25 protein-coding genes and 2 riboswitches are annotated in these 23,447 nt (G+C 44.3%); of the genes, 21 read left to right on the plus strand and 4 right to left on the minus strand.

The annotated features are described in order from the left end of the window. The first annotated feature begins 51 nt into the window (after positions 1-51). Positions 52-1,035, plus strand: coding sequence for a hypothetical protein (locus E0D71_RS08375; protein WP_133002866.1), 984 nt, complete (start codon positions 52-54; stop codon positions 1,033-1,035). Between the two features lie 86 nt (positions 1,036-1,121). Next, complete coding sequence (locus E0D71_RS08380; protein ID WP_133002867.1) at positions 1,122-1,556, plus strand: GNAT family N-acetyltransferase; 435 nt, start codon at positions 1,122-1,124, stop codon at positions 1,554-1,556. 262 nt (positions 1,557-1,818) lie between these two features. On the opposite strand, the gene E0D71_RS08385 is transcribed toward E0D71_RS08380, so the two are convergent. Continuing rightward, a complete protein-coding gene (locus tag E0D71_RS08385) occupies positions 1,819-2,787 on the minus strand; it encodes a nucleotidyl transferase AbiEii/AbiGii toxin family protein (protein WP_133002868.1) in 969 nt (322 codons plus the stop codon). After that, a complete protein-coding gene (locus E0D71_RS08390; RefSeq protein ID WP_133002869.1) occupies positions 2,774-3,178 on the minus strand; it encodes a DUF6088 family protein in 405 nt (134 codons plus the stop codon). Before E0D71_RS08390 ends, E0D71_RS08385 begins: the two co-directional genes overlap by 14 nt. A gap of 343 nt (positions 3,179-3,521) precedes the next feature. Here E0D71_RS08390 and E0D71_RS08395 point away from each other — a divergent pair, with 343 nt between their 5' ends. The 3 genes from E0D71_RS08395 to E0D71_RS08405 all read left to right on the plus strand — a co-directional run bounded on the left by E0D71_RS08395 (position 3,522) and on the right by E0D71_RS08405 (position 5,370). After that, positions 3,522-3,827 (plus strand): type II toxin-antitoxin system RelE/ParE family toxin, encoded by a 306-nt coding sequence (locus E0D71_RS08395; protein WP_243712023.1) that lies wholly within the window; start codon positions 3,522-3,524, stop codon positions 3,825-3,827. Further along, on the plus strand, positions 3,814-4,131 hold the full coding sequence (locus tag E0D71_RS08400; RefSeq protein ID WP_133002871.1) for a type II toxin-antitoxin system MqsA family antitoxin: 318 nt from the start codon (positions 3,814-3,816) through the stop codon (positions 4,129-4,131). Before E0D71_RS08395 ends, E0D71_RS08400 begins: the two co-directional genes overlap by 14 nt. Positions 4,132-4,533: 402 nt before the next feature. Beyond that, a riboswitch (glycine riboswitch) is annotated at positions 4,534-4,625 on the plus strand. Beyond that, a riboswitch (glycine riboswitch) is annotated at positions 4,626-4,732 on the plus strand. Positions 4,733-4,755: 23 nt separating this feature from the next. Continuing rightward, positions 4,756-5,370: a trimeric intracellular cation channel family protein gene (locus E0D71_RS08405; RefSeq protein WP_133002872.1), complete on the plus strand. Its 615-nt coding sequence runs from the start codon at positions 4,756-4,758 to the stop codon at positions 5,368-5,370. A 207-nt stretch (positions 5,371-5,577) separates the two neighbouring features. Here the strand turns inward: E0D71_RS08405 and focA are convergent, their stop codons facing one another. Next, a complete protein-coding gene (gene focA / locus E0D71_RS08410) occupies positions 5,578-6,483 on the minus strand; it encodes a formate transporter FocA (protein WP_133002873.1) in 906 nt (301 codons plus the stop codon). A 440-nt stretch (positions 6,484-6,923) separates the two neighbouring features. Here focA and E0D71_RS08415 point away from each other — a divergent pair, with 440 nt between their 5' ends. The 5 genes from E0D71_RS08415 to nrtS all read left to right on the plus strand — a co-directional run bounded on the left by E0D71_RS08415 (position 6,924) and on the right by nrtS (position 10,129). After that, on the plus strand, positions 6,924-7,451 hold the full coding sequence (locus E0D71_RS08415) for an NUDIX hydrolase (RefSeq protein ID WP_133002874.1): 528 nt from the start codon (positions 6,924-6,926) through the stop codon (positions 7,449-7,451). Positions 7,452-7,604: 153 nt separating this feature from the next. Beyond that, the gene (locus E0D71_RS08420; protein WP_133002875.1) at positions 7,605-8,576 is read left to right on the plus strand and encodes a transposase; all 972 of its coding nucleotides are present in this window, start codon (positions 7,605-7,607) and stop codon (positions 8,574-8,576) included. A 253-nt stretch (positions 8,577-8,829) separates the two neighbouring features. Then, positions 8,830-9,243 (plus strand): hypothetical protein, encoded by a 414-nt coding sequence (locus E0D71_RS08425; protein ID WP_133002876.1) that lies wholly within the window; start codon positions 8,830-8,832, stop codon positions 9,241-9,243. A gap of 144 nt (positions 9,244-9,387) precedes the next feature. Next, positions 9,388-9,804, plus strand: a complete 417-nt coding sequence (locus E0D71_RS08430; RefSeq protein ID WP_133002877.1) for a VOC family protein — start codon at positions 9,388-9,390, stop codon at positions 9,802-9,804. Between the two features lie 85 nt (positions 9,805-9,889). Next, positions 9,890-10,129 carry a nitrate/nitrite transporter NrtS gene (gene nrtS / locus E0D71_RS08435; RefSeq protein ID WP_165942975.1) on the plus strand — a complete coding sequence of 80 codons (240 nt, stop codon included), beginning with the start codon at positions 9,890-9,892 and terminating at the stop codon, positions 10,127-10,129. A 396-nt stretch (positions 10,130-10,525) separates the two neighbouring features. Here the strand turns inward: nrtS and gloA are convergent, their stop codons facing one another. After that, complete coding sequence (gloA, locus tag E0D71_RS08440; protein WP_133002878.1) at positions 10,526-11,053, minus strand: lactoylglutathione lyase; 528 nt, start codon at positions 11,051-11,053, stop codon at positions 10,526-10,528. 421 nt (positions 11,054-11,474) lie between these two features. Here gloA and yccS point away from each other — a divergent pair, with 421 nt between their 5' ends. From yccS to E0D71_RS08495, 11 genes are all read left to right on the plus strand, one after another. Continuing rightward, a complete protein-coding gene (gene yccS, locus E0D71_RS08445) occupies positions 11,475-13,685 on the plus strand; it encodes a YccS family putative transporter (protein WP_165942976.1) in 2,211 nt (736 codons plus the stop codon). 385 nt (positions 13,686-14,070) lie between these two features. Next, positions 14,071-15,078, plus strand: a complete 1,008-nt coding sequence (yiaK, locus tag E0D71_RS08450) for a 3-dehydro-L-gulonate 2-dehydrogenase (RefSeq protein WP_133002880.1) — start codon at positions 14,071-14,073, stop codon at positions 15,076-15,078. Positions 15,079-15,104: 26 nt separating this feature from the next. Further along, complete coding sequence (locus tag E0D71_RS08455; RefSeq protein WP_133002881.1) at positions 15,105-15,587, plus strand: TRAP transporter small permease; 483 nt, start codon at positions 15,105-15,107, stop codon at positions 15,585-15,587. Then, entirely contained in the window at positions 15,584-16,864 is a 1,281-nt protein-coding gene (locus tag E0D71_RS08460; RefSeq protein WP_133002671.1) for a TRAP transporter large permease subunit, read from the plus strand. The genes E0D71_RS08455 and E0D71_RS08460 overlap by 4 nt, the downstream gene beginning before the upstream one ends. A 19-nt stretch (positions 16,865-16,883) precedes the next feature. Next, positions 16,884-17,876 carry a DctP family TRAP transporter solute-binding subunit gene (locus tag E0D71_RS08465; RefSeq protein WP_207923355.1) on the plus strand — a complete coding sequence of 331 codons (993 nt, stop codon included), beginning with the start codon at positions 16,884-16,886 and terminating at the stop codon, positions 17,874-17,876. Between the two features lie 109 nt (positions 17,877-17,985). Continuing rightward, complete coding sequence (locus E0D71_RS08470) at positions 17,986-18,678, plus strand: L-ribulose-5-phosphate 4-epimerase (RefSeq protein ID WP_133002882.1); 693 nt, start codon at positions 17,986-17,988, stop codon at positions 18,676-18,678. Between the two features lie 9 nt (positions 18,679-18,687). Further along, on the plus strand, positions 18,688-19,542 hold the full coding sequence (locus E0D71_RS08475; protein WP_133002883.1) for a Cof-type HAD-IIB family hydrolase: 855 nt from the start codon (positions 18,688-18,690) through the stop codon (positions 19,540-19,542). Continuing rightward, positions 19,539-21,032 carry an FGGY-family carbohydrate kinase gene (locus tag E0D71_RS08480; protein WP_133002884.1) on the plus strand — a complete coding sequence of 498 codons (1,494 nt, stop codon included), beginning with the start codon at positions 19,539-19,541 and terminating at the stop codon, positions 21,030-21,032. The genes E0D71_RS08475 and E0D71_RS08480 overlap by 4 nt, the downstream gene beginning before the upstream one ends. Continuing rightward, positions 21,025-21,669 carry a 3-keto-L-gulonate-6-phosphate decarboxylase UlaD gene (locus E0D71_RS08485; protein ID WP_133002885.1) on the plus strand — a complete coding sequence of 215 codons (645 nt, stop codon included), beginning with the start codon at positions 21,025-21,027 and terminating at the stop codon, positions 21,667-21,669. The genes E0D71_RS08480 and E0D71_RS08485 overlap by 8 nt, the downstream gene beginning before the upstream one ends. A gap of 9 nt (positions 21,670-21,678) precedes the next feature. Beyond that, on the plus strand, positions 21,679-22,437 hold the full coding sequence (locus E0D71_RS08490) for an IclR family transcriptional regulator (RefSeq protein ID WP_133002886.1): 759 nt from the start codon (positions 21,679-21,681) through the stop codon (positions 22,435-22,437). A gap of 9 nt (positions 22,438-22,446) precedes the next feature. Continuing rightward, positions 22,447-23,319, plus strand: a complete 873-nt coding sequence (locus E0D71_RS08495) for an L-ribulose-5-phosphate 3-epimerase (RefSeq protein ID WP_133002887.1) — start codon at positions 22,447-22,449, stop codon at positions 23,317-23,319. Positions 23,320-23,447: the final 128 nt, after the last annotated feature.

Consider the following 23,447-nt stretch of genomic DNA (forward strand, 5'->3'; position numbering starts at 1 on the left):
AATTTCCGCAGAGCGCGGCGTTATACCCTAAATCAACTCAAGGAGTAGAAATTGAACAGAGGGAGTTATTCATCTTTTGCAGAGCATGGAGAATATAAATCTGCGAATAAAAATTGGATTGTTGAACTAGAAAGATATCATAAATATTGGTATGACCTCGTAGTACACCCAGACGAGGTCGCAGAATACTTTGATACAAGAAAGTTAATAGTAAATTATTTAAAGCAATTAAAGAAAACAGTTGAAGAGAATCTTGAAAAACGATTCGTTTATTTCATCTGCTCTCGTGAGAAAGTAAGATTCAATATCAAGAAAAAGCCCCGCTATAACCCTTTCACAAAGAAAGTAAAAATACATATTCTAGTTGGTAAGGAAGAGAAAAAAACAAGTATTAAATGTAAGTTTTTTGATCGTGGTTTGAAACGGTTTTCTAACCCTAAAATCGACTTAACTGACAAATATATAACTCTAACTGATTCGAATGGCGATCTAACAACAGCTTCTATTCATGACTTCCTCGAACAATCAGGAATTAATCTAGGTATCAGCAGCAATGTCGAATATGTAGGCTATACAGAAAACCCTCATACCAGACCAACAAATGGCTCTCATACTGGGTTAAGCGACACTCTTTATAAAGTGTCAAATGAAAATAATGATACTCTGATATATTTTAATGTATTCAAAGTTATTACTAACGGTCTTGATCAAAGTTCAATGATCAACTTTGCTATCCCCAATTCAATGACTGATGAAATTGGAGCGGATGACGAAGGTAAGATAATTGAAAAGTGTTTTTTGTTTTATTTTGACGCAATTAATCAAAGCAGAAACAAAGAAAAAGAGTTATCTGAACTGAAAAACAATCTCATAGGATTAGCCGAAAATAACAACATAGATTCAGTATCGTTTTATTATGAATTTGAAGAAGTCAACGATTATGGGACTTTCTCATCCACTAAAGTAAAGCCTAGTGATTCTCACAGATTCACAGTGTCCATAGAAAATGGCGATGTTAAAATTAACCGACAATAGAACCGTAAACGGGTATAACAAGAAATTCCAGGTGACGCCTACGGCGCACCTGAATTAGGCGTTATGTGCTTGGAGGAAAAATAGCAATGGAAGTAACTATCGGCAAAGATTCCGAGTTGATCAAGCTGGCTCAATCTATCCGTTATCAGGTATTTACACTTGAACAACAGATCCCTACAGAATTAGACTTTGATGGATTAGATGAAGAGTCAATCCACGCGTTAGTAACGGAACAAGGTGAACCAATTGCTACTGCTCGCCTAACAGTGAAAGAAGACGGTTCTTCTTTTATGGCTAGGGTAGCGGTTACTGAGACATATCGAGGGGTTGGAGTTGCTTCAAAAGTTGTTCAAGCATTAATGGACCATGCACAGAATATTAGTGTCGAGTCTATTGAAATCCACGCTCATGGTTATCTTAGAAAATACTATGAAAGGTTTGGTTTTGAGTTCATCAAAGAAGTAGAGATGGTGGGTGAGCATCAGCTAATTGAAATGCGGCACCAAATAGTACGCACATAACAAAGCGTTCAAGAGGGATTCTCAACGCTTGGCGGTTTTAGCTCATAGGAATTAACGTGCCACCCACCTTTAAAACCCAGTCATGGAATTAACGTGCCACCCACCTTTAAAACCCAGTCATAGCGGGCCTTTCGGACTAAGGGGGCATTTTCTTCAAAATTCAACAGGGCTATTGACGTCTAAATGTTCTGCTATGAAAAGGTTTTGACTATGGTTGATGACTCCCCGTCTGATACTAAGTAGACCAACCAACCGAACATTCCTAAATCATCAAAGAGTTCGCTTCAATATGATCTAACACTTGGTTTGTTAGCGTTGAAAATACGGTGAGTGCGTCTTCCCAAGAAACAGGATTTTCAGCGTAGACCATGGGACTGACATAATTGTTGTAGCGTTCAGAAAATTTTCTGTCATCAATTAATCGTTGTAACCCATAACGGAGTTCGTCGATAGGGGCTTGGATCATTCGTTGGTGTTGGTTTCCATAACGTTCTACATCTATCTTGATTGCTTTTGCGACTAATGAACTGAGCAGGTCGGTGCTTGAAGGTTGGGTAAGTTGGATGTGATAGGTGTCGTAGATGTGTCTGATGAGTGTCTCGTCATCCGTCCGTTCGTTGTTTCTAGCGACACTGGCTGTTCTTCGTATCATTGATAGGAGCTTTTCTGCTTGAGTATCAATGATGGCAGAACAAGGAAACTCGTCAATTTCAATACCGGATTGCGTTACTTCGGCGAAGATGGATTGAATCGATCTAGTTTCTGGTTTGCTTAAAAGATCTGATTCTATAAATTCTAATTTGATAAAGGGGCGCAAACAGGGAATTTGTTGGTATTGTTGGGGGTAGCGGATATCAAAGGCGAAGTATCTATATTTGTCCGAAATTGTAGGTGTTCCTTCGATTGAGAAAAGGGCGCAGCTTTCAATCAAAGACTCAATAAGGTTCTTCACGTCTTTACGAGAACTTCTTCTAGCATTTTGTGATGACTGATGTGAAAACGATTGTTTTGGTATCAGCTTCAAGTCAATGTCTTCAGACATTCGATAGGTTTTGACTGTCGATTTAGCCAATGCAGTACCACCAGAAAAAACAATCTGATGGTATTCCAGATCAATGGAAGAAATAAGGTGTAGTAGCTGAACAACGTAGTAATCTTTTTCGACAATAGCGGGATTACCAAGGCCAATGGCGTCGGCAACATCAACAAAGAGTGAACTATCGATCGTCATTGATGCCCTGTTTTCCTATCGAAATTTTACGGGTAAAGCGCGGGTTATTGAGAATTATTTTGATGTTGGCTGGAATTTGAGTACTTTCCCCAGAGATATTCAAACTGGATAGGTTATCTAGTTTGTAATCGACACCAAGCCTTTCCATCGCTTCAATTAATACGCCATCTGCGCCAGAAGCATTGTCAGGCATAGGTTTCCCTGTGATTCTATTTTGTCTGATTCGGGTGTAAAGGCCATAACCAATTTTCATTAATAAGCCGTCTTTAACAAGGTTTCTAAGACCACGTCCGACTTGGTCGTATTCGGCAATGTCTTTAAAATCAGAGCGCAGAAAAACAGAACGCTTAGAGCGTTTTACTCTTGTTTTTATCCTGTCTTGAATTGTCATCTTATCCCCCCGTATTTATTGGTTATATAGTATGCAAAAACACGACAATTTACAAATGCAAAAATACGACAATTTCAGGGCTGATATTTGAGAGGATTAAAGTGCCACCCACCCTTATAACCCAGTCATAGCGGGCCTTCCCGTCCGAAGAGTCCATTTCCCTTTAAAATTTCTAGCGTTACATCTATCAAGCAGCCCTGTCCTGATTCTCTAAAAACATCTTAAAAAATTACGATGTGAGCCTGCTCTAGCGAGTTAGCATCCTTTTTTTGTTGCGACTTTACTGCCTATACGCTTATTGCGTACACTTCGAAGTATGTAAAGCATATTCATTGAGTCAACCATATTTGAAAAATTCCGAGATGAGTACCTCAGTGATGAGGAGTTCAGGCTTTTTCAAGCCGAGTTAATGACTAACCCAAAACAGGGCGATGTTATTCAAGGCACTGGTGGTTTGCGAAAGGTACGTGTAGCGATCAAAGGGAAGGGGAAGCGCGGGGGCTCACGCGTTATTTATTATTTTCTCGATGATAAGCAGCGATTTTACTTGCTGACAATTTATGGAAAAAGTGAGATGGCCGATCTAACTTCAGATCAAAAGAAACAATTGAAGATTTTTATGGAGGCATGGCGCAATGAGCAGTCGTGATTTATTTGCAGAGTTAAGTGCTTCTCTTGTTGAAGCGAAAGCGCATTCAGAAGGTAAGCTAACGCTAAAAACACATCAAGTAAGCGATGTTGGTGAGCTTAATATTTCGCCTGATGAAATTGTTAATATCCGTGAGCAGTTTAATATGTCGCGTGGTGTATTTGCTCGTCTGTTACATACTTCAGCCCGTACATTAGAAAACTGGGAGCAAGGTCGCAGCACGCCAAATGGCCAAGCGGTAACCCTGTTGAAGTTAGTTAAACATCATCCAGAGACGCTGACACATATCGCTCAACTAGGATAAATAAGGTCAGAAATTAACGTGCCACCCACCCTTATAACCCAGTCATAGCGGGCTTTTTGGACTAAGGGGAGCTTTTAAAAAAATTAACGTGCCACCCACCCTTATAACCCAGTCATAGCGGGCTTTTTGGACTAAGGGGAGCTTTTAAAATGCTACATAACTATCGACTTACGAATGCGTTATGTTTAAAAGGGTTTGACCACGACGGTTGGCAACCTGGCTTATAAAAACGATATCAACCAGCACCAATTAAAATCCCCCCACTGTCTATAATTCAGACACTATGAGTTTATGTCTCGCTACTCTTTGTAGTCGGCTAACCCCTTGCCACACATAGATTTTATCTTTTTGAGAAACACCTTCTAGAATCTGTTTCATTTCCCATGGCAATTGTCTACAATGCGCGCCCCCGCAGGAGAGAGTCAGCTTTAGAGGCTGGCCGCCGAAGGCGCAAACTCCCATAAACGCTCAGGCTAAAGTACTGCGGATTAAGTATATTGCCATCTGGAGAGAGGTTACATTTAGTAGCCCGCCGAAGGAGCAAGCCAGCGGTCAGGTCTGTCTGGTTAAACTCTCAGGAACAAGGGACAGGGGGAGAGGCACAGATTTACACAGGAGTTCTGTGTGCTTACGATTGTTTATCTTATTGCCATTACCGCAGAAGCGATGTCTGGTGCTTTAGTCGCTGGTCGTCGTAATATGGATATGTTTGGTGTGGCTTTGATCGCCTTTATTACGGCGTTAGGCGGCGGCACGGTACGTGATATTCTTCTTGGAAATTTCCCCGTTAATTGGACTCAACATCCTTCTTATATCTATCTAACGATTACGGCTGGTCTTTCGACCATGCTTCTTGCGCGCTTTATGCATCGCTTGCAGAAGTTGTTCCTTCTGTTAGATGCCATGGGGTTGATCGCCTTTACCATCATTGGTTGTAATGTTGCTCAGCAATTGGATTATAGCCTGCCAGTGGTCATTATGGCGGGTATTATCACTGGTGTGTTTGGCGGTATTTTGCGAGATATTCTTTGTGATCAAACTCCGCAGGTGCTGCAACATGAGTTGTATGCCAGCGTGTCTTTGATGGTCGCTGTGCTCTATTTAGTGTTGCAGCATTATGGCGTGAATGAAGACATTACGCTGCTCGTATCCTTCAGTAGCGGTCTGATTATGCGTCTAGCTGCTATTCGTTGGAACTGGTCGTTGCCGGTGTTTTATTACGCACCAGAGCGCTGGTAGAGTCTGCAAGTTCAAATGCTTATTAAAGTGCCACCCACCCTTATAACCCAGTCATAGCAAGGCTTCGATTTCTATTTGAGAGTAGAGGAGGCGCTAAAGTATACGTTTTAGTTAGCTTGCTGAGCGATGAGGAGGGTCTTTAAACGGCTGTTAAATTGAGTAACTTCCAACAACGGTTGGTCCGCTATTGGAAGTTACTGCAATGGACTATCTATTCTGTGCGGTCACCGTTTGATCTAGAGTTTTCTCATTTGTTTTTTTACGATCAATGCTCCAGTAGCCAAGGCCAACGAGAACGCCACCACCAAAAATATTACCAAGAGTTACTGGAATAAGGTTATGGACAATAAAATTATAAAAAGTTAAATGATCGAAATCTGAAACAAGGTGCCCATGAGCGACATAGAAAGCGGGGTCACTAACGGCTTTGATAGCAAGCCCAAGAGGAACCATAAACATATTTGCGATACTGTGTTCAAAACCGCTGCTGACAAACATGGCGACGGGTAAAACAACAAGCAATGATTTAGCAAGGGTGTCTTTACTTGTGAATGTCATCCATGTCGCTAAGCAGACGAGGAAGTTACATAAAATACCCAAGGCAAATGCTTGTGACCAATCGTACTTCAGCTTACCTTGCGCGATTGTCATGGCGTGGATGCCCCATTCTCCGCCATCAAGTTGGTACAATTTTGCGGCCATTACGAGACCAAGCAGAGCCATTGTACCGACGAAATTACCTAGGTAAACACGCCCCCAACATTTGAGTAATTGTGCGGTATTAAAACGCCCTTGAGCCCAGCCAACGGTGCTTAATACTGTGCTGGTGAACAATTCGCCACCACAAACAATGACTAGAATTAAACCAAGGCTGAAGGCAATACCACCGATTAGGCGAACCATTCCCCAAGGCGCGTCGCCGCTTCCAGTTGTGACTGAGAGGTAAAATACGAATGCGATGGAAATGAAGATTCCAGCATAGATGGCTAATGCAAAAGACTTGGTGAAAGAGCTTCGGACTTTTTCATAGCCATAATCTGAAGCTTTATCTAAGGTTGTTTGTTTTTCGTTTGTTGGTACTGATGGGGTTAAATTTATCTCTCTGTTGCTCATAGTTTTTTCATGAAATATCACGCCTAGCTTACTGCTGAATTGAACGCTCATTTTAGGGTAAAGCTATGATTTTAAACAGGTTATACATTCTTTGAAACTCATCAAAAATAAGGCTTTTTCCTCCTTACTTTCTGTGCTTTTCAGACGACTACTTAGATTTTGTATGTTATTCAACCTGACCTGTTGGTTAAATAACCAAACCTCTCAATAAGTCACTATAAATGCGCCTATGTCGGGAATCCTAAACTGAAATTACCGTCTTTGTATTAAAGAGAATTAAAGTGCCACTCTCACCTAAAGTGCCACCCACCTTTAAAAGCCAGTGATAGCAAGGCTTCTTCTATGGCATGCTGCTGACATACTCTTTCTGACGTTTGATTGGTTATCACCTAACCGCTATCATCCTGCTCCTCTTTTCAATAACCACAGTGCTTCTATTTATGCGTTTGTTAAAATCGACTGTTCATCCTAGTATCGAGTCACTTGATCGACCTTCATTTTTACGTCTTGCAGCGCGTGGCATTATCTTAAAAGGAGAGAAAATTTTAATGCTGTATACACAGCGTTACGACGATTACACGTTACCGGGTGGGGGAATCGATCAAGGAGAAAATCAGAGCCAAGGATTGATCCGCGAGTTGGCGGAAGAGACAGGGGCACAAAATATTCGTAATGTCGAAGCGTTCGGCTTGTATGAAGAGTATCGCCCATGGAACAGAGGTGGCTTTGAGATCATGCATATGAAATCTTATTGTTATACCTGCGACATAGATGAGCAATTAGGCGAAACAAGCCTTGAAGATTATGAAGTTAAAAATGGCATGAAAGCCGTGTGGATCAATGTTCACGATGCGATTAAGCATAATCTAGACACTATTAAGAATAGTGATAAAAAAGGCATGTCGATTGAGCGAGAAACCTTTTTGTTAACACTGATTAGAGATGAATTACTAACAGAGCCAGCTTAACTGCTTTAGTTTTACTTTAGTGTGCTGCTACTTTAAGTGTGCCATCCACCTTTCAAACCCTTATGTAATAAGGCTTTCCTGAAATAATGCATTTTTTTGGAATCAAACTATACTGTATATAATTACAGTATAGTTTCGAGCAAGAGTCACATTATGCCTAGATCCAGAAGCCAGCAAATTAGTATTGATGACACTCCATATTATCACTGCATCTCACGTTGTGTGCGTAGGGCATTTTTATGCGGTGAAGATGAGTTAACGGGGAACAGCTACGAGCACCGACGTGGCTGGATTGAAAAGCGTTTGTTGTTTTTGGCCAGTGTGTTTGGCATTGATGTTTGCTCTTATGCCGTGATGAGTAATCACCTCCATGTGGTGTTGCACATCAATCAAGAGGAGGCAAAAAACTGGTCAACGTTAGAGGTGCTAAGGCGTTGGCATAAACTCCATAAGGGAACACTTTTCACTCAACAATACCTAAAGGGAGAAGCTCTGCATGATTTCGCTTTGACCTTAGTTGAGGCATCTGCGGACACTTTCAGGCATCGACTAATGGATATTAGTTGGTTTATGAAAGAGCTAAATGAGCCGATTGCACGACAAGCAAATGCCGAAGACGCTTGTACAGGAAGGTTTTGGGAAGGGCGCTTTAAGTCTCAAGCATTGCTGGACGAAGCTGCATTAATTGCTTGTATGGCGTATGTCGATTTGAATCCGATACGAGCTAAAATGAGCGATACGCCAGAGGATTCAGATTTCACGAGCATAAAAAAACGCATCAACTCCGCAAAAGAAAATCATCAACCTAAAACCTTGTTTCCCTTTGTTGGTCATCCACGAAACGACATGCCAGATGGCCTTCCTTTCCTATTACAAGATTACCTAGCGCTGGTTGATATAACAGGACGAATTATTCGAGAAGGTAAAAAGTGCGCGATTGATGCCTCGCTTTTGCCGATACTTCAACGGCTTAATATCTCTTCTGATAACTGGCTTTGTATTGCGATACAGTTTGGTGAAAAAACAGGCGGCGTGGTGGGCAAAGAAACGGCCGTCGCCCATTATTGTGAGTCCAATCAACGACAGCGAAAACCAAGCCTACAAAGTTGTCATCTGCTTCGCTAATTTACTCTCTAATCTGAATAAAACGCCACTGAATACGCTTTAGGGCTTTGCCTTGTCTTGGGCATGCTTTTCAGGCATGACATCCGTTTTCTAGCTTGTAAATGAAGAGAAAAACCCACTTAAGCAACTCTGAAAAGGGTATACCCCTTATTTTCTTGTTATGATCAATTGTAGTTTTAGTATGTGTGTCCTAGTTAAATAAAAGTGTGTGTCCTAGCTAGGGGTTGCTAGCTAGGGGTTGATTGAGGTAGGTATGGGAATAGAGCTTAATTCTAATGGCAGTACACAGGTTGTTAGCACTCTTCAGTTTGTAGAGCCTGTTGAGGTTCATCGTCGCATGGCGGCGGGTGATACTTTTGTTGTGAATGTCGTAGCGGCCTGGTGCCCAGACTGTACAGAGAGACAAAAGCCGTATATTGAGGGCTTTTGGCAGGCAATGAAGCGTCATGGCGTGGATGTGCTTCAAGTGACTGTGCAATTACACAAAGGCGATTTCATCAGCGCGGAACATGAACAAATGACGGCGCAATTTGGAGGTCCAGGTTACCCAAGAACGGTGTTGATTCGGCATGGGAATCTGGTTGATTACAATAATGTTGAGGTCATCACAGAAGACGCGTTGTCGGCCTTGGCGACAAAGTTCATGCAAATAATAACAACGTCTTAAGCGCCTTATAACAAGTCGTCTCTACTAGTAAAAGGCACTGGACAGAGTCGTTAGTTTGAAACAACAATAAAGCAAGGTTGAGCTTGTAGCCCACTAAAAACAAGGGCTTTGCTGACGAAGCAATTTTTTACGCTAGGCAAAAAGATGAAGCAAAATATTGTGCATATCGCACTTGTCGTCAAAGACTATGACGAGGCGATAGATTTTTATGTGAATAAGTTAAATTTTGACCTTATCGAAGATACCTATCAAGCGGAGCAGGATAAGCGTTGGGTGGTGGTGGCTCCACCAAATTCACATGGCGTCACCCTGCTATTGGCTAAGGCGTCTAATTCGAGACAAGAAGAGTTTATTGGTAATCAAGCGGGTGGTCGTGTGTTTATCTTTTTAAACACTGATGACTTTTGGCGTGACTACGAGCGTATGAAATCGATAGGCATCCATTTTGTCAGAGAGCCTCAAGAGCAAGATTACGGAACTGTCGCTGTCTTCGAAGACTTGTATGGGAACCTCTGGGACTTGCTTCAGCTAAACCCTGATCACCCTATGGCGACAAGGTGAGTCGTCCATGTTGGTGAGCGGCTTTTATATTGCACCTTTTTCATTTCGAGTTAGCTAATGCTCAATAATCAAGGCTAGAAATATTATGAATCCCCCTGAAGCGAATAAACATTTTTTTGTTATTGCTCGTTCTCGTGTTGTCGTGGTCAGTGCCGTTAAAGTGGCCTTGTTTGTTGGTACCATGCTGGCTTTGATAAACCATGGTGACAAAATAATGGCCTTATCTCTTTCGGCTCATGACTGGTTTAAAGTCGGCTTAACCTATTTAGTGCCTTATGGTGTGTCGACTTGGTCTGCGGTGAAAGCGATAAAAAGTAGAGCATAGAATAAAGAAGAAATTTCGCACAAGCCTCTTTATTGCTGGGTTGTTAGCATGGATGTCCTAGTAAGTTCGTGGATGTCCTAGTAAGTTTCGTGTGGGTGTCCTAGTAAGTGTCCTTGCTGGGTTGTTAGCATGGATGTCCTAGTAAGTTCGTGGATGTCCTAGTAAGTTTCGTGTGGGTGTCCTAGTAAGTGTCCTTGCTGGGTTGTTAGCATGGGTGTCCTAGTAAGTTTCTTATTGCTGGGTTGTTAGCATGGGTGTCCTAGTAAGTTTCGTGGGTGTCCTAGTAAGTTTCGTGAAGGCGGCCAAAAGCAGAGCGTGACGCAAAGTGAGCGGTTTGTTTGCGGTGCCAAAACGCTCACTCTTTAGCTGTATGTTCAAGCCTGCCAGTCGGTTTTGTTATTGAGAAAGAATGATCTCTGTGATGCCCTCAGCAGACAATATTTCAATCCAGTAGCCGTCTGGGTCTTTGATGAAGGCAAGGTTTTTCATTGAGCCTTCGTCTGGTTTTTTTACGAACTCCACTTGGTATTTTTCAAATCGCTCGCAAGCTGCGTGTACGTCTGGGACGCTAATGCCTATGTGCCCAAAGCCACGCGGGTCTTCATTACCATTGTGGTAGCCTGGGAAGTTGTCGTCGTTTTCACTGCCCCAGTTATGGGTCAATTCGATAAGTGCTGGGCGACGAAATACCCATTCTGTTTGCGTTTTCTCATCGCCTTCAGGGATCTCCTGTTCGTAGCCTAAAAAGTAAAGGGTGAATTTCATCCCAGGAAAATCGTATTTACCTAAGAGCTTCATGCCGAGTACGTTTTGATAAAAATCTAAGGAGGCTTTTGGGTCTTTAATGCGCAACATGGTTTGTTGCATAACATAGCCTGCGGTGGCTTGAGCAATTTTCTCTGGTGTTTCGTGGTGATTAGCCATTGAATGATCCTTAATGAAGCATGATAAAACAGAACAATCTACGTACCAGGCAAGCTCTTTCCAATAGGGTGAGCAGGGTGGCAGTTTGTAGACTATTCTCCATGATTCAATACAGGCTGAAAAGTGTGTCAGGGCGAGTTATCTCGTTGATCGAATATTTTTACTGTGTCTGCCGTCGAACATGATAACGACAGACATTGAGCAGAGCTCTACACAGCCTCAGTCTTGCCTTTATAAAGCGTGTTTTAGGGAAGAATATGAGGGCGAAATAGTGATAAAAAGTGCTTTTTAATCATGCTATTAGGAAGTAACTTGCAGATAGGCTTTGCTCACTTGTAGTTACTCTAATGGCCGTTTAAAATCGATCTTTATCCTCATGCTCCCTTTATTGCTGTCGTCGACCAGGAGACGCAATTTTATTATGCTGTCCTTTAAACATTCCCTGCAATCGTTACGTAAATTGAGTGGTACCAGCACGAGCCAATTGTCTTATGGCGTAAGGGTGTTTGTGGCCTTGTGTGGCGCTATGGCGGTGAGTTGGAGTATTGACCGCATCGATATGGTTATCCCACTTTTTTTAGGGGTAATTGCGAGCGCGTTAGCGGAGACTGAAGATGGCTGGCAAGGTCGGGTTCGAACGCTTTCTATCACTCTGATTTTGTTCATTATTACTGCCTTTGGGGTGCGTTTATTAATGCCTTACCCTTGGGTATTTGGCGCGTCTATTGCCGTTGTGGCGTTTTCCTTATCCATGGGTGGAGCGCTAGGACGACGCTATGGTTTGATCTCACAAGCGACCTTGATTTTGGCGGTTTACACCATGATAGGTCTTAACCAAGCCACCCATGAAGTGCCGGTTTGGTACGAGCCAGTATTATTGACATTAGGGGCTTTATGGTACGGTATTTTGTCGGTGATTTGGGCGGCTTTGTTTGCCCATGTGACTCTGCGCCAAGCGTTGACCTCCCTGTATATTGAGGTCGGGCTTTATTTAAAACTTAAGTCTAAGTTTTTTCCATTACCAACGCGCGGTGCCGTGGACTCTTTACGACTCGATTTAGCTCAGCAGCATGGGCAGGTTGTGGTCGCGTTAAATCGCGTGCGAGAGATTTTGGTGAGTCGCATTGACAGTGACCCAACCAATCCTAGATTAGGGCGTTATATCCGCTTTTATTTTATTGCTCAAGGTATCCACGAACGAGCCAGTTCCTCTCACTATAATTATTCCGATTTGGCAGAAACCTTTTTCCACAGTGATATTTTATTTCGGCTTCAGCGTCAGTTGTCTGAAGCAGGGACCAGCTGTCGAAAAATAGGCGAAGCGATTCGTGGTGGTCATTCGATTGATTTACGCGACAGCGAAGAAACGGTGGCCGGCGTACTGAGATCGATGGATTACTTAGAACGCGAAGCGGAACCAACCCAGTGGCGTCTTTTCCGTCCGCTGCGTCAATTAACCGACAATATCATTGCCTTACAACAGGAATTAGACAAAGCGCGTCAATTAGAAGACGTCTCCTTGTCCGATGCTTCCTTGCAAATACCCCAACCGCGAACCACGTTTCGCTCTATTTTTGACCAAATCGTGGACCAGTTGACCCCAAAGTCTCAGGTGTTTCGACATGCTGTGCGCATGTCGTTAGCGCTTACCGCAGGCTATGCCATTATCCAAAATTTGAACCTCTCGGTAGGTTATTGGGTCATGTTGACCACCTTGTTTGTGTGCTTGCCAACCTTTGGCTCGACTCGAAAACGGCTCTACGAGCGTATCGCAGGGACAGTGATAGGGCTGGTTGCGGCTTGGTCCTTAATTACTTTGTTCCCAGTGGAAATCATTCAATTAGCGATTGCGGTTGTGGCTGGTGTGGTGTTTTTCTTAACGCGAACCAATCGTTATATGTTGGCGACGGCGGCCATCACGCTAATGGTCGTGTGCTGCTTTAATCAGGTATCAGATGGGTATGATGTGATTTGGCCACGATTGATCGATACCTTAATTGGCAGTGTTATTTCATGGCTTGCGGTGTTTTTCATTTTACCGGATTGGGCGTATCGCCAACTGCCAATAACCTTTGCTGAAGGCTTACGCCGTAGTGCGGATTACTTACGAGAGTTGATGCGCTTTTATCAAGAAGACAACGTCAGTGAGCAGGTCTATCGCCACAGCCGTCGACGCGCTTATAACGCCGATGCCTTGCTAACCTCGACCTTAGTTAATATGCAGCAAGAACCGGGTCACTTTCGCCGTGATACCGAGCTTTGGCAGCGTTTAGTGATACGCAGTCATACCCTATTTAATTACATAGCCGCGTTTAGCGCTCATCGCGGCACGTTAATCGAACAGTCAAGTAATCAGTTATTAGCAGATGCGGGAAATTACATAGTGGGAAGTTTACACGAAGTGGCAGAATGCCTTGAGCAAAGACAGTTGGTAAATGACAGTAGTGTTGAATTTGAGCGTTTGAGAAAAAGCCTCGCAGACACGCCAGCCGACGAAGATGAGCGACATTATTTTGTACAGTCTCAATTGCACTCTTTGTTAGGGCAATTAGAAGAGATTCGACGCTTAACCCATGAACTACAAGTTCAGGTTCATGGTAGTGATATTAAGGCGCTGTCTAAGACACGTTAATAACGACAAGGTTAAGAGAGTCACGAAAGCCAGCCAGTGCGCTGGCTTTTTTTATGCCTAAAATAAATGAGAACTGAGTTTTTTAGAAAGGACAGTTATGAGCGGCTTTTGCTGTGTAACCTTGAACCTTTCATTTTTGAGAAAAATTGGCGCGATTATTTTCCTCCTTTAGCATCGAGTGTGTGCGCTCTAACTTATTGCCCTTCTTAATGTTTTTATTTAAATGATCAGAATTATCGGATTTTAAGGCGCTTTTTAAGCGGTATTTTACGCGTTTATTTTCTGAAATTTGAAGAAACAGACTTCCCATTAAATTCATACGATGCCATTATATGGAATAACAACAATAACAAATTCCGTAATACGGAAAAACATGAGGTTTACTATGCCAATCATATCTGTAGCAAAGCTTACTGATACCTATAAAACGATTTTGCTGTCTAGAGGCATGGAGCAAGACAACGCGACGCGTCTTGCTGAAGGTTTTGTAGAAATGGCCAACGAAGGGATTTACTCCCATGGCATTAACCGTTTTCCGGTATTTATTTCGCAAGTAGACAAAGGCCAGATCAAATTAAATGAAACCCCTGAATGCGTGAACAGTATGGGCGCATTAGAGCAGTGGGATTGTCATTTTGGTCCTGGTGTCTTGAATGGTTTGATTTGTTCAGATCGAGCGATGGAACTGGCCCGTCAATATGGCATCGGTATGGTGGGAATGCGCAATTCCAACCACTGGATGCGCGGCGGTTCTTATGTACTTCGCATGGCGCGAGAAGGGTTTGCAGGCATTGCTGCCACTAACTCGACCGCTGTTATGCCAGCCTGGGGTGGTAAAGATCACCGTTTAGGCACCAACCCTCTTATCATGGCAATCGCTGGTGATCCACCGGTTCTTGTTGATTGCTCTATGTCTCAATTCTCTTATGGTCAGCTGCAAAACTACGTCCTAGCGGACAAAGAACTGCCTGTTGTGGGTGGCTACGACAACAACGGTGAGCTGACCAAAGACCCGCATGTGTTATGGGAAAACAAACGTATTTTGCCGATGGGCTTTTGGAAAGGTTCTTCTATGTCTTTGGTGTTGGACATGATGTTGACCGCTATTACGGGCGGTCATTCTGTGCCTGCGTTAACAGAAGACATGGGCGGCGAATTTGGTGTTTCTCAATTCTTGATTGCCATCGACCTAAGCAAAACCATTGAAGCGTCAAAATTCTCTGAAGAGATGAAGCGCATTCGAGATTACGTGTTGGCGTCAGAGCCTGCTGAAACGGGCACTGTTCAGGTGGCGGGCAGCAGTATTGAAAAATTCTTAGAGAAACATGAGCGTGCTGGTGGCATTGAAATTCATGATTCGATTTGGCAACAAATAGAATCACTATTGAATTGAAATAACTGTTTTCAGAGGCTGTCATCATGAAAAAAACAATAAAATGGATGTGGCAAGGCATAGACGTGTTTATCACTGTTGTACTCGCTTCTATGATTGTTTTGGTGTTTACCAATGTCGTTCTCCGCTATGGCTTTTCTTCCGGTATTCGCTCCTCGGTGGAGTTGTCTAGACTGTGCCTAGTTTGGATCGTTTTGCTAGGGGCTGCGGTGGTGTTACGCCGTGGCGAACACCTTGCTATCGCTGAATTTTCAGAGCGCTTCTTCCCTAGCGCCGTCCCCATTCTGAATCGCCTCATCTGGGTGGTTATTCTTGTCTCTTCTGGCATGTTATTTGTGGGGGCGATGAACCAAACCATTGCCAATTGGAGCAATATCTCTCCACTCACAGGGTTACCTACGGCCTTGTTTGCTTTGGCAGGCGTTGTCTCTGGTTTGTTAATTGTGATGATTTCGTTGGTTCGAATATTCGACCCTAGTTGGCTGACGGATATGGAGGATCAAGAATGACATTAACGATCTTTTTAGTCGTATTAATGGGCTCGATTTTATTGGGTCTACCGGTTTCCTTTGCGTTATTGCTGTCCTCAATGGCACTGATGTTCCACATGGATTTGTTCAGTGCAGACATCTTGTCGAACGCTCTAATCAACGGCGTAGACAGCTTTACCTTGTTGGCGATTCCTTTCTTTTTAGTCGCTGGCGAAGTGATGTCGGTGGGCGGCTTGTCGATGCGCATTGTGCGTCTTGCCAACGCCTTCGTTGGGCACCGTAAAGGTGGTCTTGGTTATGTAGCGATCCTGACCTCGATTCTCTTGGCGGGTTTGTCTGGATCGGCGGTGGCCGATGCGGCCGCCTTGGTGAGTATTCTTTATCCGATGATGCGGGACGCCAAATACCCAGAAGGTTCTTCGATTGGCTTGCTGGCTTCTGGCGGCATTATCGCGCCTGTTATTCCACCGTCTATTCCGCTTATTTTGATCGGGGTCGCGGGGGGCATTTCCATTAAAAACCTCTTTATCGGCGGTATTGTTCCAGGGCTTATTATGGGCCTGACCTTGCTGTTTTTATGGTTTTTCTTGGTGCGCAAAGAGCAATTGCCAGTCGAACAAAAGGCTTCTGCAAAAGAGCGCTTAGCCGCACTGAAAGACGGTATTTGGGCACTTTTCCTGCCTTTTATCATTCTGGGTGGTATTCGTTTCGGGATTTTCACACCAACAGAAGCGGCGGTGGTTGCCGCTGTGTACGCCATCTTGGTGTCGGTGTTTATTTATCGCGAATTAACCTTCCGTAAATTGTATTTGGTATTAGGCCGTGCCGGTCGCTCTACCGCCATGGTGATGTTCCTAGTTGGTTGCGCCATGGTCGCTGCGTGGTTGATTACGGTGGCGCAATTGCCTCAACAACTTGCCGAGCTGCTCGAACCCTTGGTTGATAGCCCTCGCTTATTGATGGCAGTGATCATGCTGTTGGTCTTCTTAGTCGGCATGGTGATGGACTTAAGTCCGACCATTTTGATTCTGGTGCCACTGTTAATGCCAGTGGTGAAAATGGCGGGGATCGACCCTGTGTACTTTGGTTTGATGTTTGTTATCAACACCTCAATTGGCTTGATCACACCGCCAGTGGGGAATGTGTTGAATGTGGTTTGCGGGGTCTCTCGAGTCCCTATGTCTGCGGCTATAAAAGGCATCATGCCCTTTATTGGCGCCTATGTTTTGCTACTAATACTCTTCATAGTATTTCCTAGCATTATCACTGTTCCGATGAAATTAATAATTGGTTAAACCCTCAAGGAGAAAAATAATGATAAAAATGAAAACTTTACTGAAGGGTATGGGTCTTGCTTCGGCGATGACATTAGCGATTAGTGCTAACCATGCGATGGCTGCGACAACCTTTAAGTTGGCGCACGCGGCCCCTGAGTCTGATCTTCAACAGACTATGTCTGTGTTTTTCAAAAAAGAAGTGGAAGCGCGCAGTCATGGTGACCTAAAAATCAATATCTTTCCTCATGGCCAGCTAGGCACGGATGCTCAGATGATTGAAGGCAACCGCGTGGGAATCATCGATTTCTCCATTGTTGGCTTGAATAACTACTCCGGTCTATTGCCTGAGTCTGCGGCATTCACCTTACCGTTTATGTTTCCAGACAGAAAAACCGCCTACAAGGTGTTAGACGGAAAAGTCGGTCAGGGGGTGTTGGATGACATGCAAAAATTTGGCTTAAAAGGCCTCGGCTACCCAGAAAATGGCTACCGTAATATCACCAACAATCGCGGTCCAATTCGCGAACCTGGCGATGTTAAAGGCTTGCAAATGCGTGTAAACGGCTCCAAAGCTTTAAACGATATGTTCTCTATTTTGGGCGCAAACCCAACGCAAATTCCTGTGGCTGAGCTTTACACCGCATTGGAAACTGGTGTGGTAGATGCTCAAGATCACCCGATCCCAGTCACTCTTTCGTTTAAATTCTACGAGGTGCAAAAGTACTTGAGTCTGACTCAGCATGCGTACTCACCATTGGTGTTTACGATGAACGCGAAGAAGTTTAATAAACTGAGCGATGCAGAGAAGAAAATCATTACCGATGCCGCGGCCGACGCCGTTGCGATGCAGCGTAAATTAAGCATCGAGAAAGAAGACAAGATGATCGCTGAACTAGAGTCTCATGGCATGAAGGTCAACCGTGATGTAGACAGCGCAGCATTCCGTTCTGCTGTGAAACCTGTTTGGGATGCCTTTATCAAACAGTACGGCGACAAAATGGTCAATGAAATCTTAGCCGCGTCAAAATAGAAAAATAACCAATCAGGGGCTCAGCACAGCGCTGCTGACTGAGTCCCTCTTTTTACTCTCGTGATGAATGCCTTAAGTGCTTTGTTACGTTGGTAGTGAGGAAGTGATCATGTATCAAGCATTAAAAGAACGGGTTCTAAAGGCGAATTTACAGCTGCCTGAATACGGTTTGGTAACCTTTACTTGGGGCAACGTCTCTGAGATAGACAGAGAGAAAGGCGTGATTGCCATTAAGCCATCCGGCGTCGAATACAAAAACATGAACGCGGATGACATTGTGGTGATTGACCTAGAAGGCAATCGATTAGAAGGCACATTAAACCCCTCCAGCGACACTCAAACCCACATCGAATTGTACAAGGCTTTCCCAAACATTGGCGGCATTGTTCATACTCATTCACGACACGCGACGGTATGGGCACAAGCAGGGTTGGATATTCCGGCACTAGGGACGACCCATGCGGATTATTTCTACGGTGATATTCCTTGTACGCGACCTTTGTCTGCTGCTGAAATTGCCACCGACTATGAAAAAAACACCGGTCTTGTGATTATCGAAGAGTTCAACCAGCGAGGCTTAGACGCAATGGCCATTCCCGGTGCTGTTATTTCTGGTCATGCGCCGTTTTCCTGGGGTAAAGACGCCTTTGATGCAGTGCACAATGCGGTGGTATTAGAAGAAGTGTCTGCGATGGCCATCGCCACACGATCGCTCAATCTTGAGATCAAGGTACAAGAAGAATTATTGGATAAGCATTATATGCGTAAGCATGGAAAAAATGCTTATTACGGTCAAAAGTAGGAGTGACTTATGTACCAATTATTGGCTTTGGACTTAGATGGCACTTCGTTAAAGTCTGATTTCACCATCAGTCCTGTGTTGGTGGATACTGTGCGAGTCTTAAGCAGAAGCATTCCAGTACTGATTGTTACCGGTCGTCACCACACGGCCGCCGGTCCTTATTATCAAGCACTGGGGCTAACGACACCGGCAATCTGCTGTAATGGTACCTATGTGTATGACTACCAAAACCGCGCCGTATTGCAGCATAACGCGATAGAAAAAAGCCAAGCCGTGGCGTTTTTACAATTGGCTCAAGCGCGCAATCTTAACGTGGTTGTGTACCTAAAAGACGCCATGTTGTACTCCTCCCATCGTCCTGTCATGCATGTGGCAAGGTTGGCAGAGTGGGCGGAAGGCTTTTCTGGCGAAGTAAAACCGATTATCCGCCAAGTGGATGATTTCTCTCCAGAAGTAGAAGGCGCTGAGTGTATTTGGAAGTTTGTTGTAGAAGGTGACGATGTGGATGAGTTTGCTGCCTTGCCTTTTATTCAACAGCATTTCACCGGTGAAAAGTCGTGGTCGAATCGCATCGATTTCGCCAGTATCGGCAACACCAAAGGCGCAGCGCTTGCCCAATTAATTAAGCACAAAGGCATCTCTCCTGAACAGGTTGTTGCGGTTGGTGACCATCATAATGATATTTCCATGCTTGAAATGGTGGGCATGGGCGTTGCGATGGCAAACGCCGATGAGAATTTGAAACGTCACGCCAACATGATCACACGAACCACGAATGACAACGATCATACTCTGGCTGAGTTGCTGCAAACCCTTTTTCCAGAACACCTGAAATCGACGCATCCATTAGGTGACCAACGATGAACTATTTTATTGGTTTAGATTCTGGCGGCACCTTCATGAAAGCCGCATTGTTTGATAGCGCAGGTCAGCAAATAGCGATCTCGAAAGTGTCAGCACAAGTGGTTAATAAGCAGCAAGGCTGGGTTGAACGCGACTTAGACGCCTTATGGAATGACGCCAAAGTGGTGATTACTAAGCTGTTAAACAGCACGGACATCTCAGTCGATGACATCAAAGGACTAAGCATTTCAGCCCAGGGAAAAGGGGTTTACCTGCTGGATAAAGATCAGAAAAACCTGCGTAATGGCATTATTTCTTCGGACTCTCGTTCGTTGGACATCGTTAAAAAATGGCAGGCGGATGCATTGCCAGAAACCATTTACCCGATGACTTTACAGACGTTATGGACAGGTCATCCGGTGTCGATTATTCGTTGGTTAAAAGAGCATGAACCTGAAAATTACAGCCAAATAGGCTCAATTTTAATGGCCCATGACTACCTTCGTTTTCGCTTAACCGGTGAGGTGAATGCTGAGTTAACCAACATTTCAGAAAGCAACTTTTTTAACGCCAACACCGGCGAGTACGATCGCGAATTATTGGCTTTGTTTGGTATTGAAGAGGTTTTTTCAGCCTTGCCACCCATTATCAAGCCTGATCAGCTAGCAGGGTATGTAACGTCTGATGTGGCCAATGAAATAGGCTTAAAAACAGGCACGCCTGTGTTTGGTGGGCTGTTTGATGTGGTCTCCACTGCGATTTGCTCTGGCGTCGATGCGAATGCCAACTCATTGAATTATGTGATGGGAACCTGGGCGGTGACGTCTGGTATTGCAGACGCTATTACCGCGCTTGATTACCGTTATGTTTATGGTCATTACGTGGTAGACGGGCAATACATTATCCATGAGGCGAGCCCAACTTCCGCCGGAAACTACGAATGGTTCGTGGATTATCTTGGTGAAAACGGTGAGTTTAACCATCAAGAAAATGAAGAATTGGTGGCCGCATTAGAACCGGCGAGCAGCGAATTGTTCTTTGTTCCTTTCTTATATGGTTCCAACATGGGGCTAGGGCTGAAAGCCGGTTTTTATGGTATGCAAGCGCATCATACTAAGGCTCATTTGATTCAGGCTATTTGGGAAGGGGTGTTGTTTTGCCATAACGTGCATTTGGATCGTATGCGTGCGCGTTTCCCTGATGCCGCGTCATTACGCGTTACCGGTGGCTCAACGGGGTCAAAGGTGTGGATGCAAATGCTGGCCGATTTAACCGGCATGTCGATCGACATTCCTAGCATCGAAGAAACCGGTTCTTTGGGCGCGGCCTTGGTCGCCATGGTGGGCGCCAAAGAGTATCCGTCCATCGAAGCTGGTTTGGCGGCGATGAAAGTCGACAGCCAGCGTTTCGAACCTAACTCGGCTCACTATGACCAATATCAGCGCAAGTATCGTCGCTATCTACAATTGGTTGCTTTTTTCAAAGAATTCGAGGAGCACAAAGATGACTAAACCTTTATTGCAAATGGCATTAGACGCGACCGATCTAGACACCGCTTTTGCGTCTGTTGCCCGCGTTGCAGAACAATTGGATGTGATTGAAGTGGGCACTATTTTGGCGTTCGCTGACGGCGTAAACAGTGTCGCGAAAGTTCGTGAGAAATACCCTAACCATATTGTTGTGTGTGACATGAAAATCACCGATGCCAGCGCCATTTTAACAAGACTGGCGTTAGAGGCGGGGGCAAACTGGGTCACGGTGAGCGCCGCGGCGCACATTGAAACCATTCGAGCCGCCAAAAAAGTCGCGGATCAGTATCAAGGTGAAATACAAATAGAACTTTATGGGCATTGGACCTTCGATGACGCCAGAGCGTGGTACGATATGGGCATTACTCAAGCCATTTATCATCGTTCTCGAGACGCTGAACTTGCCGGCGTTAGTTGGACAGACGACGACCTTAACAAAATGCAGCGGCTTTCTGATATCGGTATTGAGCTGTCCATAACAGGTGGAATTGTGCCTGCAGATTTATACCTATTTAAACAAATAAAAGTGAAGTCTTTTATTGCTGGCCGCGCGCTGGCAAGTGATGAAGGTGTGTCTATTGCAGAAGCATTTCATAGCGAAATAGCAAAATTCTGGTAGGTCCTTTTTATGAGTGAGCACATTAAATCATTAATCAAAGCATTGAGTGTCTTGGAATTTTTAGGGAAGTTTCCGAATGGAACCTCTTTGAATCATATTTCCCAAGAACTGGGCATGACAAAGTCTTCTGTTCATCGGGTGTTATCCACCTATGAAAGCGAAGGCTATGTTGTACAGCTGTCGAGCGGCGGTGATTATCGGCTCACCATGAAATTATTGCATGTGGGCCAAAGCGCACTGAATTCCGACGTGACGGGTTACATTAAGCCCCATCTGACTAGCTTGTTAGAAGCGGTGAATGAAACGGTGAACTTCATCTCTTTTGATGGCGACAATATTATTTTTAAAGACAAGCTGGAGCCACGAGACGCATCTTTTCGCACTCGAACCTACGTTGGTTTGCATTCTCCTGCGTACTGCTCGGCGGCGGGGAAATGTTTTTTAGCCTTTGCAGACGACCAAGTCCGTGAGGCGTATTGGCAGCGTAATGCCAATACTATGAAGCGTTTAACTGAGCGAACCATTCTAGATAAAGACGAGTTTTTTCAATCGCTTGATCGCATTAAAGAACGTGGTTATGCGATCGATGATGAAGAGAATGAAGCGGGCATTTCATGTGTGGCGACGCCCGTATTTAATAAAGAGAAAATGCCGATTTACGCCATAAGTATTTCGTCATTAACACCAAAAATGAACCGAATGGGTTTTGAAAGCCTAGCGAAGCGTTTGGCGAGTACCGCGCTGGCGATCGAAGACACCCTATCTTGAGGCCATGAGATGATCAATTTTGATAAAAAGTTTCGTTTGGGCATTTATGAAAAAGCCTTGCCTATTGAGTTGTCTTGGCGAGAAAGGCTGACAAAAGCCAAAGAGCTAGGCTTTGATTTTGTAGAGATTTCAGTGGATGAGACCGATGACCGACAGGCGCGTTTAGAGTGGTCTGATGAAGAGATTTATGCGTTAAGAAACTTATGCATAGAGCTGGATATGCCGCTGCAGTCCATGTGCTTGAGTGCCCACCGTAAATACCCATTTGGCTCCATGGATGACGCGGTTCGCGAGCGTGCTTTTGAGATCATGGAAAAAGCCATCGCCTTTGCTTATAAAATGGGCATTCGCTGTATTCAAATGGCAGGCTACGACGTCTATTACGAGCCTCAGTCCGAAGCAACCCATGAGCGCTTTATTGAAGGCATGCAAAAAGCCACCAAAATGGCCGAGCGCGCTGGCGTGTTATTGGGTGTCGAAATCATGGACACACCCTATTTAAATTCGCTAAGCAAATTTGAAGTGCTTAAGCAGAAAATTCCATCGCCTTATTTTATGGCGTACCCAGATGTGGGCAACATTTCCGGTTGGAATCACCATGTACCAACGGAATTAAAACTGTCTCATCAGCACATTGTTCAGGTGCACTTGAAAGACACTTTACGGGTGTCTCCTGAGTGCAAAGGGCAATTTCGTGACTTGGTGATTGGAGAAGGGCAGGTCGATTTCCATGGGATTTTCAAAACGCTGGCAGAAATCGATTATGCCGGCCCATTGGTGATTGAAATGTGGGCGCAAAACGACCATTGGTTTGAAGACATTGCGAAAGCAAAAGCGCGCTTAGAAACCATCGCAAGAGAGTCTGGCCTTGAGCTGAACTAGCGAAAGGCACCTTCTGCTGTGTTTTTGGGCATGGTAGGCGTGAATAAGACGTGTTACGCAATAGCAGAAAAATAAAAACAAAAAACGCATTCCTTAGCGTTTAAACGGACGTGATTCACTGGGGGTAT

Source organism: Marinomonas sp. KMM3893, from assembly GCF_004352855.1.
In the GTDB taxonomy this organism is placed as follows: domain Bacteria; phylum Pseudomonadota; class Gammaproteobacteria; order Pseudomonadales; family Marinomonadaceae; genus Marinomonas; species Marinomonas arenicola.